Origin of the sequence: Cellulomonas soli, assembly GCF_013409305.1 — a bacterium.
Classification (GTDB): Bacteria; Actinomycetota; Actinomycetes; order Actinomycetales; family Cellulomonadaceae; genus Cellulomonas; species Cellulomonas soli.
Genome location: NZ_JACBZJ010000001.1, coordinates 868,129 through 882,877, shown reverse-complemented (window position 1 = coordinate 882,877; position 14,749 = coordinate 868,129). Strand labels below are relative to the sequence as shown.

Sequence of the window (14,749 nt, the reverse complement as noted above, 5' to 3'; positions counted from 1 at the left end):
GCCCGTTGGCTCGGGCGTCGGACGTCCGAAGCCACCTGTGGAACTCCAAGCCGGCTCCCAGGTTTCGTGAAGGGTCCCTCCAGGCCCGGGGGGTCTGATGGTCCTCGACGAAGGAGGGCACATGTCCGAGACCCCCGACCAGGGAACCCCGCAGCAGGACCAGCCGCTCGGCGAGACGCAGCCGATCACCCCCGCAGGTGCGACGCAGCCGCTTCCCCGGATGGCCGACACGCAGCCGCTGACCCCGCCCCCGGCGACGCCGCCGACGGCGCAGCCGAGCGCACCGGTGCAGCCCGTCCAGCAGACCCAGCCCCTGCCGGCCGGGCCGGCTCCCGCACCGGTGGCGCCTGTCGTCCCGGCGCCGCCCGTGCAGCAGCCCACGGGGACGCACCCGACGAACCCCTTCCTGCCGCCGCACCCGGCGGCCCCGGCCGACCTGCGCGCGCAGCACGAGGCCCGGCTGGCGCAGGAGCGCGCGCACGCCGCGGCCTACGGCGCCGCACCGGCACCCGCACCGATGCCGCAGCAGGTGCCTCAGCAGCCCTCGTACGCGTACGCCCAGCCGGCCCAGCCCGGTGACGTGCCCCTGCAGTCGATCGAGCCGTCGGGTGCGCCCGCCAAGCGGCGCAGCATCTGGCTGCCGGTCACCTCGGTCGGCGTGATCGCCGCGCTGGCGTCCGCGTTCGGCGTGGCGGCCCTGACCGGGGCGTTCGGCGACGACGACACCACGCGCCCGTCGACGCTCGCCTCGATCGGCACGACCACGAACGAGTCGGTCCCGGTCTCCGGCTCGACCTCGGACAACCCCGACTGGGAGGCCGTGACGAGCGCCGTGCAGGCCTCGGTCGTGGCCATCCAGGTGACGACCAGCAGCGGCACCGCCGAGGGCTCGGGCGTGATCATCGACGCCGAGGGCCACATCATCACGAACAACCACGTCGTCGAGGGCGCCGAGGGCGACACGGTGCAGGTCACCCTCAGCGACGGTCGCCTGTACGACGCGACGATCGTGGGCACCGACTCGACGACCGACCTGGCCGTCGTGCAGCTGACGGACGCGCCCGACGACCTGAGCCCGGCCGCGCTGGGCGACTCGGACGCGGTGACGGTCGGCGAGGCGGTCATGGCGGTCGGCAACCCGCTCGGCCTGGCCAACACCGTGACGACCGGCATCGTCTCGGCGGTCGACCGCCCGGTGTCGACGTCCGAGACGGGCACCGCCTCGGACACCGTCGTGACCAACGCGATCCAGATCGACGCCGCGGTGAACCCCGGCAACTCCGGCGGTCCGCTGTTCAACGCGAAGGGCGAGGTCATCGGCATCACCTCGTCGATCGCGACGACCTCGAGCGACTCCGGCTCGATCGGCATCGGGTTCGCGATCCCGGTGAACCTCGTCTCGTCGGTCGCCTCGCAGCTGATCGACTCGGGCACCGCCGAGCACGCGTTCCTCGGGGTGACCCTGGCCGACGGCACGGCCACGGCCGACGGCGTGACCCGCCGCGGGGCCGTGGTGCAGTCCGTCAGCTCGGACTCGCCCGCCTCGACGGCCGGCCTGCAGGAGGGCGACACGATCGTCGCGATCGGCGGCAAGACCGTCGGCGGCGCCGAGTCGCTCACCGCCTACGTGCGGGCGCTGACCTCGGGCACGCAGGTGACGTTGACGGTCGTGCGCGACGGCAAGGCGATCGACGTCGACGTGACCCTCGCGGCGCGGGAGGAGACGACGGACACCTCGTCCGGTTCCGGCTCCGACAGCGGCAGCGGCAGCGTCGACCCGCAGGACATGACCCCCGAGCAGCTGTGGGAGTGGTTCCAGCAGCAGCAGGAGCAGCAGGGCTCCGGCCAGTAGGCCGGGCTCGCCGGCCGGGGCGCCGGGTGACCTCAGCGGTCGCCGGTGCCCCGGCCGAGCGCGTGCCGCATGGGGATGAGCTTGGCCTCGGACTCGGCGAGCTCGGCGGCCGGGTCGGAGGCGGCCACGATCCCGCAGCCGGCGAACAGGCGCACACGCCGGTCGTCGTCGGGGTCGACCTGCGCGGAGCGCAGCGCGATGCCCCACTCGCCGTCGCCGTCGGCGCCGAACCAGCCGACCGGGCCGGCGTACCGACCGCGGTCCATGCCCTCGATCCGGCGGATCAGCGCACGGGCCGCCTGGGTCGGCGTGCCGCACACGGCGGCCGTGGGGTGCAGCGCGGCGGCCAGCGCGAGCGACGAGGGGTGGGACTGCTCGCCGGTCGGTGCCGCGAGCACCCCGGTGACGTCGGAGGCGAGGTGCAGCACGTTCGGCAGGTGCAGCACGAACGGCACGTCGGGCACGTTGGTCGAGGAGCAGAACGGCTCGAGAGCACCGGCGACGGACGAGACGGCGTACTCGTGCTCCTCGAGGTCCTTGGAGGAGTGGGCGAGGATCGCGGCGCGCGCCACGTCGGCTGCGTCGTCGCCGGTGCGGCGGATGGTCCCGGCGAGCACGCGCGAGGTGACCAGGCCCTTCTCGGAGCGGACGAGCAGCTCGGGGGTGGCACCGATGAGGCCGTCGACGCTGAACGTCCAGCACGACTCGTAGTCGTCGGCCAGCCGCTGCAGCGCCCAGCGCACGTCGACGGGTCGTTGCGTGCGGGCGATGACGTCGCGGGCCAGCACGACCTTGTCGACCTCGCCGGCGCGGATGGCGGCCACGCCCCGGGCCACGACGTCCCGCCACCCGGCGGCGTCGACGGCGCCGTCGGTCGAGGTGACCTCGCCGGGGTCGTGCACGGGGGTGCGGTCGCCGACCACGTCGGCGAGCCGGGGTGCGCCGTGCAGCCGGGCGCCGGTCGTCAGCGTGGTCAGCCACGTGCGTCCGCCCCGTCGGCCGACGACGACGGACGGGACCACGACGACGCCGCCTGCGGGGGAGTCCTCGTCGAAGGCGAACGAGCCGAACGCGACCGCGCCGGTGCCGGGGAGGCGGACCTCGTCGCGCACGATCGCGTGGGCCAGCACCTCCTGCCAGACGCGTTCGGCCTGCGCGAAGCGGTCCGGGCCGTGCACCTCGACCCGTAGGGCCTCGCCCCAGGCCACGAGCCCGTCACCGCGTCGCACCCAGGCGAGCGGGGCGTCGGCGGGGAGCAGGCCGAGTAGGTCGGCGGGGTCGGGCGTGCCGGCGTCCGCGGCGCGTCGGCCGGCAGGACCTCGGGTGAAGGGGCTGCCCGCGAGGTCGCCGAGGCCGGTGAGGTCGTCGTCACCGAGGGCGACGGTGCGGACCACCAGGGGGTGCGGCACGCGGTCGGTCGGTGCGCTCGTCTGCGTGCTCATCGCCCTCCAGGGTATGCCTGCTGCACGGACCAGCCCGCCAGACCTGCGACGATGGGCCCATGTCTCGTGCCGGCCTGGAGAAGGACCCCCGCGACGTCGCCGCGATGTTCGACGGGATCGCCCGCAAGTACGACCTGACCAACGACGTGGTGTCGCTCGGCCAGGACCGGGCCTGGCGGCGCGAGACGTTGCGGGCGGTCGCGGCCGAGCCGGGGCAGACCGTGCTCGACCTCGCGGCGGGCACCGGCACGTCGAGCGAGCCGCTGGCGGACGCGGGCGTGCGCGTGGTCCCGTGCGACCTGTCGACGGGCATGCTCGCGGTCGGCAAGCGTCGGCGCCCGGACCTGTCCTTCGTGGCGGGGGACGCGCTGCACCTGCCGTTCGCGGACGCCTCGTTCGACGCGGTGACGATCTCGTTCGGCCTGCGCAACGTCACGGACGTGCCGGCGGCGCTGGCCGAGATGATGCGGGTGACACGCCCGGGCGGACGACTGGTCGTGTGCGAGTTCTCACGGCCGACGTGGGCGCCGTTCCGTACGGTCTACACCGAGTACCTCATGCGCGCGCTGCCGCCGGTGGCCCGCGCGGTGTCCAAGGAGCCGGACGCGTACGTCTACCTGGCCGAGACGATCCGGGAGTGGCCCGACCAGCAGGAGCTCGGCCGGATGCTCGTCCGGGCGGGCTGGTCACAGGTGGGGTTCCGGAACCTCTCAGGTGGCATCGTGGCCCTGCACAGGGCGGTTCGTCCCGAGTAAGGAAAGCCTTCCAAGACAGTGGGTTGACCGGTCGATAAACTCGGTCCAGCCGTAAGTGAACGCCGTCACAAATGGAGCGACCGGTGCTGGGAGCAACGCACGATGACGCGGACGTCATCGTCGTGGGCGCAGGTCCGGCGGGTGCGAGCGCGGCCTACCACTGCGCCGCCGCGGGCCTCCAGGTGCTCCTGCTCGACAAGGCCTCGTTCCCCCGCGACAAGATCTGCGGCGACGGCCTGACGCCCCGTGCGGTGGCCGAGCTGGTCCGCATGGGCGTGCCGATCGACGAGCAGGACGGCTGGATCCGCAACCGGGGTCTGCGCGTGATCGGCGGCGGGCACCGCATCGAGCTGCCGTGGCCGGAGATCTCGAGCTACCCGTCCTTCGGGCTGGCCAGGGCGCGCATGTCGTTCGACCACCTGCTCGCCACGCACGCGCAGGCCGCGGGCGCCAAGCTCCTCGAGCGCACCATGGTCACCGGCCCCGTGCGCGACGAGCGCACCGGCCGCGTCGTCGGCGTGACGGCCCGCCCGGTCGACGCCGACGGACGCAGGGACGGCGACGAGGTCGTCTACCGCGCCCCGGTGGTCGTCGCGGCGGACGGTGTCTCGGCCCGGCTGGCGACCGGCATGGGTCTGCAGAAGCGCGACGACCGTCCGATGGGCGTGGCCGTCCGTACCTACTTCCGCACGCCGCGCCACGAGGACCCCTGGATGGAGTCGCACCTCGAGCTGTGGGACGGCGAGCCGCACCGCTCGAACCTCATGCCGGGCTACGGCTGGATCTTCTCCCTCGGTGACGGCACCGCCAACGTCGGTCTCGGTTCGGTGAGCTCGACGGCGGCCGCGACCAAGGTCGACTACAAGGCCCTGTTCGCCGCCTGGATGGCCAACGCGCCCGCCGAGTGGGAGTTCACCCCCGAGAACCAGGTCGGCGAGGTCCGTGGGGCCGCGCTGCCGATGGGCTTCAACAGGGGTCCGCTGTACGGCCAGGGCCTGATGCTCGCCGGTGACGCCGCCGGCATGATCAGCCCGTTCAACGGCGAGGGCATCGCGTACGGCCTGCAGGCCGGCCGGGTCGCCGCCGACGCGATCGCGCAGGGGCTGGCCCGCGGCACGGCCGCCGGTCGCGAGCGCGCGTTCGCGACCTACGAGCGCAGGATGAAGGACGACCTGGGCGGGTACTACACGCTCGGCCGCGTCTTCGTCCGGCTCATCGAGCACCCTGAGGTCATGCGCATCTGCACCCGCTACGGCCTGCCCCGCCCGCTCGTGATGCGCTTCACCCTCAAGCTCCTGTCGGACTGCTACGAACCCCGCGGCGGCGACGTCGTCGACCGGGTCATCGCCGGGCTCGCACGGATCGCACCCGCAGCATGACCACCCGCACCTCAGCGCCGAGGAGGCCTGCGCGATGACCAACCCGTTCATTCCCGTCCTGGTGCTGATGGGCATCGCCGCGGTCCTCGCGCTCGGCGGCGTGGGTGCCAGCGCGATCCTGGGCCCCAAGCGGTACAACCGCGCCAAGCTCGAGGCGTACGAGTGCGGCATCCAGCCGACCCCGCACGCGATCGGTGGCGGCCGGTTCCCGGTGAAGTACTACCTGGTCGCCATGACCTTCATCGTGTTCGACATCGAGGTCGTCTTCCTCTACCCGTGGGCCGTGAGCTTCGCCGACCTGGCGATGTTCGGGCTCGTGGCGATGATGGCGTTCCTGGTGATCATCACGGTCCCGTTCGTGTACGAGTGGCGCCGGGGCGGTTTCGAGTGGGACTGATCCGACCGACGGCACCCGCACCTGCACACGCACGCACGCTCGTCCCGACCCGCAAGGAGGGCTGACATGGGCCTCGAAGAAGCACCCTCGGGATTCCTGCTCACGACGGTCGAGGACCTCGTCGGCTACTTCCGCAAGTCCTCGCTGTGGCCGGTGACGTTCGGTCTGGCCTGCTGCGCGATCGAGATGATGGCCACCGGCGGCAGCCGGTTCGACATCTCCCGGTTCGGCATGGAGGTCTTCCGTGCCTCGCCGCGCCAGTCCGACCTGATGATCGTGGCGGGGCGCGTGAGCCAGAAGATGGCGCCGATCGTCCGCCAGGTCTACGACCAGATGGCCGGGCCGAAGTGGGTCCTGTCGATGGGTGTGTGCGCGTCGTCCGGCGGGATGTTCAACAACTACGCCATCGTGCAGGGCGTGGACCACGTCGTGCCGGTGGACATCTACCTGCCGGGCTGCCCGCCGCGCCCGGAGATGCTGATCAACGCGATCCTCACGCTGCACGCGCAGATCCAGGACGAGCCGCTCGGCAAGAACCGCCGCGAGATCGCCGCCGCCGCCGAGGCCGCCGCGCTCGAGGCCACGCCGACCTCGCACATGACGGGCCTGCTGCGATGACCGACGAGAAGGGCAACGAGGTGGACGCGGTCGACGCCGCCGGTCGCACGACCTTCCCGGTGGTCGAGGTCCGTACCGGCATGTTCGGCGTGCAGGGCACGGGCGACACCTCCGGCTACGGCGGCCTGGTCACCACGGTCACGCTGCCCGGTCCGAGCGAGCGTCCGTACGGCGGCTGGTTCGACGAGGTCGTCGACGTGCTGACCGAGGTGCTCGACGAGTCGGGTACCGGTTTCGCGAACGCGGTCGAGGCCGTGGTCGTCGACCGCGAGGAGCTCACGCTGCACGTCGCGCGCGAGCACGTCGTCGAGGTCGCGCAGGCGCTGCGCGACGACCCGGACCTGCGGTTCGAGCTGAGCCTGGGCGTCTCGGGCGTGCACTACCCGAACGAGACCGGTCGTGAGCTGCACGCCGTCTACCACGTGGTCTCGGTGACGCACGGGCGCCGCCTACGGTTCGAGGTCGCGGCCCCCGACGGTGACGCGCACATCCCGTCGACGACGACCGTGTACCCGGCCAACGACTGGCACGAGCGCGAGACGTACGACTTCTTCGGCATCGTGTTCGACGGGCACCCCGCCCTGGCCCGCATCCAGATGCCCGACGACTGGCCCGGCCACCCGCAGCGCAAGGACTACCCGCTCGGTGGCATCCCGGTCGAGTACAAGGGCGCCACCGTGCCGCCCCCCGACCAGCGGAGGTCGTACAGCTGATGAGCACCCAGACCCCCCACGCGACAGGTCACGTCTCCGACGGCGACACGAACGCGGTCCCGTCCTTCGAGGCGTCCGGCGGCGACTGGTCGGAGATCGCCGAGGAGGCTGCGCGCCTCGGCGAGGAGCGCATCGTCGTCAACATGGGCCCCCAGCACCCGTCGACGCACGGCGTGCTGCGGCTCATGCTCGAGATCGACGGCGAGACCGTGACCGAGGCCCGTGCCGGTATCGGCTACCTGCACACGGGCATCGAGAAGAACATGGAGTTCCGCACCTGGACCCAGGGCGTGACCTTCTGCACCCGCATGGACTACGTGGCCCCGCTGTTCCAGGAGGCCGCGTACTGCCTGGCGATCGAGAAGCTGCTCGGCATCACCGACGACGTCCCGGAGCGGGCCACCGTCATCCGGGTGCTGATGATGGAGCTCAACCGGATCGCCTCGCACCTGGTGTGCCTGGCCACCGCGGGCAACGAGCTCGGTGCGACAACCGTCATGACGACCGGGTTCACCGCCCGCGAGGAGATCCTCAAGATCTTCGAGCTCGTCACCGGGCTGCGCATGAACCACGCGTACATCCGCCCCGGCGGCGTCGCGCAGGACATCCCCCCGGGTGCGGTCGACGCGGTGCGCGAGGCCCTCGTGACGGTGCGGCACTACCTCGGGCAGCTCGAGGACCTCATGATGGCCAACCCGATCCTGCACCTGCGGACCAAGGGCATCGCGAACCTGAGCCTGGCCGCCTGCATGGCGCTCGGCATGACCGGCCCGGTGCTGCGCTCGTCGGGCCTGCCCTACGACGTGCGCAAGGCCGACCCGTACTGCGGCTACGAGACGTACGACTTCGACGTGCCGACCTCGACCGACGCCGACGCGTGGGCGCGGATCGTGCTGCGGTTCGAGGAGTGCTACCAGTCGATGCGGATTGTCGAGCAGACCCTCGACCGCCTGCAGGCGATGGGTGCCGGACCGGTGATGGTCGCCGACAAGAAGGTGGCCTGGCCGGCACAGCTGGCCGTCGGCGCCGACGGCATGGGCAACTCGCTCGACCACATCAAGGAGATCATGGGCACCTCGATGGAGGCCCTGATCCACCACTTCAAGCTGGTCACCGAGGGCTTCCGGGTCCCGGCCGGGCAGGTGTTCCAGACCGTCGAGCACCCGCGCGGCGAGCTGGGCGTGCACCTGGTCTCCGACGGCGGCACCAAGCCGTACCGCGCGCACTTCCGTGACCCGTCGTTCAACAACCTGCAGGCCGTCTCGATGATGTGCGAGGGCGGCCAGGTGGCCGACGTCGTCGTCTCGGTGGCCTCGCTCGACCCCGTGCTGGGAGGGGTGGACCGCTGATGTCCGTCGAACAGGCTCCGGCCGGGCGCACGCCCGGCGCCCGGCACGCCACGGGCTACGACGAGGCCACGCGTGAGCGCCTCGCCGCCGACGCCGCGGCGATCGTCGCGCGCTACCCGCAGGAGCGTTCCGCGCTGCTGCCGATGCTGCACCTGGTGCAGGCCGAGGACGGCTACGTCTCGCCGCGCGGCATCGCGTTCTGCGCCGCGACGCTGGGCCTGACGACCGCCGAGGTGTCGGCGGTCGCGACGTTCTACACGCAGTACAAGCGCCACCCCAACGGCGAGTACACCGTGGGCGTGTGCACGAACACGCTGTGCGGCGTCATGGGCGGCGACGCCATCTGGGAGGAGCTGACCGACCACCTGGGCATCGGGCACGACGAGACGACCGAGGACGGCGCCGTCACGCTCGAGCGCGTCGAGTGCAACGCGGCGTGCGACTACGCGCCCGTGGTGATGGTCAACTGGGAGTTCTTCGACAACCAGACGCCGGACTCGGCGAAGGCCGTGGTCGACGACCTGCGGGCCGGCAAGCCGGTGCGGCCGACGCGTGGGCCGGACTCGGTGGCCTCCTTCAAGGAGGTCTCGCGGGTGCTGGCCGGGTTCACCGACGGACGGGCCGACGAGGGCCCCGGCGCCGGTGAGGCGACGCTGCGCGGTGCGCGGCTGGCCGCCGAGCACGGCTGGACGGCGCCGGTGCCCGGTGCACCCGCCGCCGCGGCGCCGGCTCAGGCGCCGGCCGCGGCTACCGCGCCGAAGACCGGCGGGAAGCAGTCCAGCGCGGAGCGCCCGGCCACGACACCGGCCGACAGCTCGCCCAAGGCTCGCCGCACCAAGAAGTCCACCGACGCCGCGAAGGAGTCGTGATGGCCACCACGCTCACCCCCGTCCTGTCGGCCGGCTGGGACACCGACCGGTCGTGGACCCTGGCCGCCTACGAGGCGTCCGGCGGCTACGCGGGCCTGCGCAAGGCCCTGACGATGGCGCCCGCCGACATCGTCACCACCGTGAAGGACTCCGGTCTGCGCGGTCGTGGCGGCGCCGGGTTCCCCACGGGCATGAAGTGGAGCTTCCTGCCGGCCCCCGACGGCGGCCCGCGGTACCTCGTGGTCAACGCGGACGAGTCCGAGCCGGGCACGTGCAAGGACATCCCGCTGATGATGGCCAGCCCGCAGCACCTCATCGAGGGGGTCGCGATCACGTCGTTCGCGATCGGCTGCCACCACGCGTTCATCTACCTGCGCGGCGAGGTCGTGCACGTGTACCGCCGCCTGCTGCGCGCGGTCGAGGAGGCCTACGCGGCCGGCTACCTGGGCAAGAACATCCTCGGGTCGGGCTACGACCTCGAGGTCACGGTGCACGCCGGTGCCGGTGCGTACATCTGCGGCGAGGAGACCGCGCTGCTCGACTCGCTCGAGGGCCTGCGTGGTCAGCCGCGCCTGAAGCCGCCGTTCCCGGCCGTCGCCGGTCTGTACGCGCGGCCGACGGTCGTCAACAACGTCGAGTCGATCGCGTCGGTGCCCAGCATCGTGAAGAACGGGTCCGACTGGTTCAAGCAGATGGGCACCGAGCGTTCGGCCGGCTTCGGGCTGTTCTCGCTGTCGGGGCACGTGACGCGTCCCGGCCAGTACGAGGCGCCGCTGGGCATCACGCTGCGCGAGCTGCTCGACATGGCCGGTGGCATCCGTGAGGGTCACGAGCTGAAGTTCTGGACGCCGGGCGGCTCGTCCACGCCGATCTTCACCGCGGAGCACCTCGACGTGCCGCTCGACTACGAGTCGGTCGGCGCCGCGGGGTCGATGCTCGGTACGCGTGCGCTGCAGATCTTCGACGAGACGACCTCGGTCGTGCGGGCCGTGTCGCGGTGGATCCAGTTCTACAAGCACGAGTCGTGCGGCAAGTGCACCCCGTGCCGCGAGGGCACGTTCTGGCTCGCCCAGGTGCTCGCCCGGCTCGAGCGGGGTCAGGGCACCTCGGACGACATCGACCTTCTGCTGGACCTGTGCGACAACATCCTCGGTCGCGCGTTCTGTGCGCTCGGCGACGGCGCCACCAGCCCGGTGACGTCGGCCATCAAGTACTTCCGGGACGAGTTCGAGGCGGGTACGCACACGCCGGCCGACGTGCTCTTCCCGCCCGAGCGCAGCTCGCTGTTCGCCTACACGCCCCGCAGCAGCGGGGCCCTCGCGGGGGTGCACGCATGACGATCACGTCCCCGCGTCCCGGCCGCGCCGCCGCCTCGACGCCGCTCGTGCCGGACGCCCCGGCGCCGGCAGCGGTCGAGCCGGCCGCGACCGTGACGCTGACGATCGACGACGTCGAGACGACCGTGGCCAAGGGCACGCTCGTCATCCGCGCCGCCGAGCAGCTCGGCATCTCGATCCCGCGGTTCTGCGACCACCCGCTGCTCGCCCCCGCGGGCGCGTGCCGGCAGTGCCTCGTCGAGGTCGCCGTGCCCGACCGCGAGGGCAACGTCCGCCCCATGCCCAAGCCGCAGGCCTCCTGCACGCTCGAGGCGACCCCGGGCATGGTCGTCCGCACGCAGCGCACGTCCGCCGTGGCCGACAAGGCCCAGCACGGCGTGATGGAGCTGCTGCTCATCAACCACCCGCTCGACTGCCCGGTCTGCGACAAGGGCGGCGAGTGCCCCCTGCAGAACCAGGCCATGTCGAACGGGCGCTCCAGCACCCGGTTCGTCGACATCAAGCGCACGTACCCCAAGCCGGTGGCGATCTCGACGCAGATCCTCATCGACCGGGAGCGCTGCGTGCTGTGCCAGCGGTGCACCCGGTTCTCCGAGGAGATCGCCGGCGACGTGTTCATCGACCTGCAGAAGCGCGGTGCGCAGCAGCAGATCGGCACGTTCGACACCGAGGTCCTGGGCTTCGCGGGCGACGTGCCCTCGGGTGCCTCCGCGATCGACGCCTCCGGGCGTCCGTTCGCCTCCTACTTCTCGGGCAACACCGTGCAGATCTGCCCGGTCGGCGCCCTCACGGGTGCGGCCTACCGGTTCCGCGCGCGGCCGTTCGACCTGGTCTCCACGCCGGGCGTCTCCGAGCACGACTCGTGCGGCTCGGCGATCCGTGTCGACCACCGCCGCGGCGTCGTGCTGCGCCGCCTGGCCGGCGACGACCCGGCGGTCAACCAGGAGTGGATCACCGACAAGGACCGCTTCGCGTTCGCCTGGCAGTCCGCACCGGACCGCATCACCACGCCGCTGGTGCGTGCGCGCAACGCCGACGGCACGCGCGGCGAGCTCGAACCGGCCAGCTGGGTCGAGGCGCTCGACGTCGCGGCCGAAGGCCTGCGCGCTGCGCTGGCCCCGGTGGACGCCGCCGAGCCGGCCGTCGGGGTCGGCGTGCTCCCGGGCGGTCGGCTCACGCTCGAGGACGCCTACGCGTACGGCAAGTTCGCCCGCGTCGCGCTCGGCACGAACGACGTCGACTTCCGTGCCCGCCCGCACTCGGACGAGGAGGAGGCGTTCCTCGCTCATGCCGTCGCCGGCCGCACGCTGCAGGTGACGTTCGGCGACCTGGAGCAGGCGCCCGCGGTGCTGCTCGTCGGCCTGGAGGCCGAGGAGGAGGCCGGCATCACGTTCCTGCGGCTGCGCAACGGCGTGCGTGCGGGGCGGACGACCGTGCTGTCGGTCGCCGCGCTGGCCAGCCGCGGCCTGGAGCGGCTCGACGGCGTGCTGCTGCCGGCCGCACCGGGCACCGAGGCGGAGGTCCTCGACGCGATCGGCACCGACGCCGACGACGAGCTGCTGACGGACGCCGCGACCGCGCTGGCGAAGCCCGGGGCCGTCGTGCTCGTGGGTGAGCGGCTGGCCGGCTCGGTCGGCGCCTACTCGGCCGCGCTGCGGCTCGCGGCACGCACCGGGGCCCGGATCGCCTGGGTCCCGCGCCGTGCGGGGGAGCGCGGGGCCGTCGAGGCCGGCGCGCTGCCGACGCTGCTGCCCGGCGGTCGTCCGGTGGCCGACTCGGCCGCCCGGGTCGACCTGGCTGCCGCGTGGGGGGTCGAGCACCTGCCCGACACGCCCGGACGCTCGGTCACGCAGATCCTGCAGGCCTCGGCCTCGGGTGGGCTCGGTGCCCTGGTCGTCGGTGGCGTCGAGATCGCCGACCTGCCCGACCCGGTGCTCGCCCGCGAGGCTCTGACCGTCGCTCCCTTCGTCGTCGCGCTCGAGGTGCGCCGCTCCGAGGTCACCGACGCAGCCGACGTGGTGCTGCCCGTCGCCCCGCCGGTCGAGAAGCCCGGCACGTTCGTCACGTGGGAGGGGCGTCCGCGCCCGTTCCCGCAGGCCCTGGCCACCACGGCGATGCCCGACCACCGGGTGCTCGACCTGCTCGCCGACGCCCTGGGCGCCGAGCTCGGGCTGCCCACGCTCACCGCGGTGCACGACGAGCTCGACCAGATCGGCGGCTGGGACGGCGCCCGCGTGGACGCGCCCGGCGTCGAGCCGGCCGAGCCGCCGGCCGTCGCCGCGGGCACGGCCGTCCTGGCCACCTGGCACCAGCTGCTCGACGCCGGGCGGCTGCAGACCGGTGAGCCGTTCCTCGCCGGAACCGCCAAGCGTCCGGTCGCCCGGGTCTCGGAGGTGACCGCGCAGCTCGCGGGCGTCGCCGACGGCGAGCCGCTCGCCGTGAGCACCGACGCCGGCACGATCACCCTGCCGGTGGCCGTCACCGCGATGCTCGACCACGTCGTGTGGTTGCCGACCAACGCGGTCGGCAGCGCGGTGCGCGACACCCTGCACGCCGACGCGGGCGACGTCGTCCGCATCGCCGCCGCGACCACCACGGTCGCCGTCGCCGAGGAGGTCGACGCGTGAGCGCATCCGCCGCGCTGCACGGGGCTGCCGTGACCCCGGTCGTGGCCGACTTCGGCCAGGACGTGTTCTGGGTCTGGTTGCTCAAGGCCGTCGCGATCATCGTGTTCCTGCTGACCAGCGTGCTCATCGCGATCTGGTTCGAGCGCCGCGTCGTCGCCCGCATGCAGGTGCGCCCCGGCCCGAACGTGCACGGACCCCTCGGCCTGCTGCAGTCCCTGGCCGACGCGATGAAGCTCCTGGTCAAGGAGGACATCACCGTCAAGGCGGCCGACAAGCTCGTCTACATCGTCGCGCCGATGATCGCGGTGTTCTGCTCGCTGCTGACGTTCGCGGTCATCCCGTTCGGGCCCGAGGTCAACATCTTCGGCGTGATCACGCCGCTGCAGCTGACCGACTTCCCGGTCGCGGTGCTGTACATCCTGGCGTGCGCGTCGGTGGGCGTGTACGGCATCGTGCTCGGCGGCTGGTCGTCCAACTCGACGTATCCGCTGCTCGGCGGGGTGCGGTCGACGGCCCAGGTGATCTCCTACGAGCTGGCCATGGGCCTCTCGCTCGTGTCGGTGTTCATCATGGCCGGCTCGATGTCGACCTCGCAGATCGTCGACTCCCAGACCCAGATCTGGTGGTTCCTGCCCCTGGCACCCGCGTTCGTCATCTACGTGATCTCGATGGTCGGTGAGACGAACCGCCTGCCGTTCGACCTCCCCGAGGCCGAGGGCGAGCTGGTCGGCGGGTACACCACCGAGTACTCCTCGATGAAGTTCGCGTGGTTCTTCCTGGCCGAGTACATCAACATGATCAACGTCTCGGCCGTCGCGACCACGTTGTTCTTCGGCGGGTGGCGCGCACCGTGGCCGCTGTCGGCGATCAACGACGGCATGTTCAACACCGGCTGGTGGCCCGTCCTGTGGTTCCTGGCCAAGCTGTGGCTGTTCATGTTCGTGTTCGTGTGGATCCGCGGCTCGGTCCTGCGCTTCCGCTACGACCAGTTCATGAAGCTCGGCTGGAAGGTGCTGATCCCCGCCGCGCTGACCTGGGTGTTCTGCGTGTCGATCGTGCAGGGAGTCCGGCAGTTCTCCGGCTGGGACCTGCGCACCGTGCTCTTCGTGCTCGCCGGCGTGGTGCTGGCCGCGCTGGTCGTCTCCTTCCTCGTGCCCGAGAAGAAGCCCGCACCGCCCGGCGGGACGGCCCCGCGCGAGCCCGTCGTCATCGACCCGTTCGCCGCCGGCTACCCGGTGCCGCCGCTGCCCGGCCAGGTGCTCCCGCCCTCGCCGCGCAAGGCTCGTCAGGCCGCCGCGGCGATGGCCGCCGCCTCCCCGTCGTCGGACGCCTCCGACGGCTCCGGACCGCAGACCCCGAAGGAGGTGCACGGTGACTGACGACGCGAAGGACGAGACGAGGTCCGTCGAAC

General features: G+C 72.4%; 12 protein-coding genes. 11 read left to right on the top strand and 1 reads right to left on the bottom strand.

What is annotated here, in order from left to right; translation table 11 throughout:
• The first annotated feature begins 121 nt into the window (after positions 1-121).
• Positions 122-1,852: a S1C family serine protease gene (locus BKA22_RS03965; protein ID WP_223203674.1), complete on the top strand. Its 1,731-nt coding sequence runs from the start codon at positions 122-124 to the stop codon at positions 1,850-1,852.
• A 32-nt stretch (positions 1,853-1,884) separates the two neighbouring features.
• On the opposite strand, the gene BKA22_RS03960 is transcribed toward BKA22_RS03965, so the two are convergent.
• Positions 1,885-3,294, bottom strand: a complete 1,410-nt coding sequence (locus BKA22_RS03960; protein ID WP_146953968.1) for an isochorismate synthase — start codon at positions 3,292-3,294, stop codon at positions 1,885-1,887.
• 59 nt (positions 3,295-3,353) lie between these two features.
• On the opposite strand from BKA22_RS03960, the gene BKA22_RS03955 reads away from it, so the two are divergent.
• From BKA22_RS03955 to nuoH, 10 genes are all read left to right on the top strand, one after another.
• Positions 3,354-4,049, top strand: coding sequence for a demethylmenaquinone methyltransferase (locus tag BKA22_RS03955; protein ID WP_146953967.1), 696 nt, complete (start codon positions 3,354-3,356; stop codon positions 4,047-4,049).
• Positions 4,050-4,132: 83 nt separating this feature from the next.
• On the top strand, positions 4,133-5,428 hold the full coding sequence (locus tag BKA22_RS03950; RefSeq protein WP_223203673.1) for a geranylgeranyl reductase family protein: 1,296 nt from the start codon (positions 4,133-4,135) through the stop codon (positions 5,426-5,428).
• 34 nt (positions 5,429-5,462) lie between these two features.
• Complete coding sequence (locus BKA22_RS03945; RefSeq protein ID WP_146953965.1) at positions 5,463-5,825, top strand: NADH-quinone oxidoreductase subunit A; 363 nt, start codon at positions 5,463-5,465, stop codon at positions 5,823-5,825.
• A 66-nt stretch (positions 5,826-5,891) separates the two neighbouring features.
• Positions 5,892-6,443 carry a NuoB/complex I 20 kDa subunit family protein gene (locus BKA22_RS03940; RefSeq protein ID WP_146953964.1) on the top strand — a complete coding sequence of 184 codons (552 nt, stop codon included), beginning with the start codon at positions 5,892-5,894 and terminating at the stop codon, positions 6,441-6,443.
• Positions 6,440-7,156, top strand: a complete 717-nt coding sequence (locus tag BKA22_RS03935) for an NADH-quinone oxidoreductase subunit C (protein ID WP_146953963.1) — start codon at positions 6,440-6,442, stop codon at positions 7,154-7,156. Before BKA22_RS03940 ends, BKA22_RS03935 begins: the two co-directional genes overlap by 4 nt.
• On the top strand, positions 7,156-8,505 hold the full coding sequence (locus tag BKA22_RS03930) for an NADH-quinone oxidoreductase subunit D (RefSeq protein WP_146953962.1): 1,350 nt from the start codon (positions 7,156-7,158) through the stop codon (positions 8,503-8,505). The genes BKA22_RS03935 and BKA22_RS03930 overlap by 1 nt, the downstream gene beginning before the upstream one ends.
• Entirely contained in the window at positions 8,505-9,374 is an 870-nt protein-coding gene (gene nuoE / locus BKA22_RS03925) for an NADH-quinone oxidoreductase subunit NuoE (RefSeq protein ID WP_146953961.1), read from the top strand. Before BKA22_RS03930 ends, nuoE begins: the two co-directional genes overlap by 1 nt.
• Positions 9,374-10,711 (top strand): NADH-quinone oxidoreductase subunit NuoF, encoded by a 1,338-nt coding sequence (gene nuoF / locus BKA22_RS03920; protein ID WP_146953960.1) that lies wholly within the window; start codon positions 9,374-9,376, stop codon positions 10,709-10,711. Before nuoE ends, nuoF begins: the two co-directional genes overlap by 1 nt.
• Positions 10,708-13,338, top strand: coding sequence for an NADH-quinone oxidoreductase subunit G (locus tag BKA22_RS03915; protein WP_146953959.1), 2,631 nt, complete (start codon positions 10,708-10,710; stop codon positions 13,336-13,338). Before nuoF ends, BKA22_RS03915 begins: the two co-directional genes overlap by 4 nt.
• Positions 13,335-14,717 carry an NADH-quinone oxidoreductase subunit NuoH gene (nuoH, locus tag BKA22_RS03910; RefSeq protein WP_146953958.1) on the top strand — a complete coding sequence of 461 codons (1,383 nt, stop codon included), beginning with the start codon at positions 13,335-13,337 and terminating at the stop codon, positions 14,715-14,717. Before BKA22_RS03915 ends, nuoH begins: the two co-directional genes overlap by 4 nt.
• Positions 14,718-14,749: the final 32 nt, after the last annotated feature.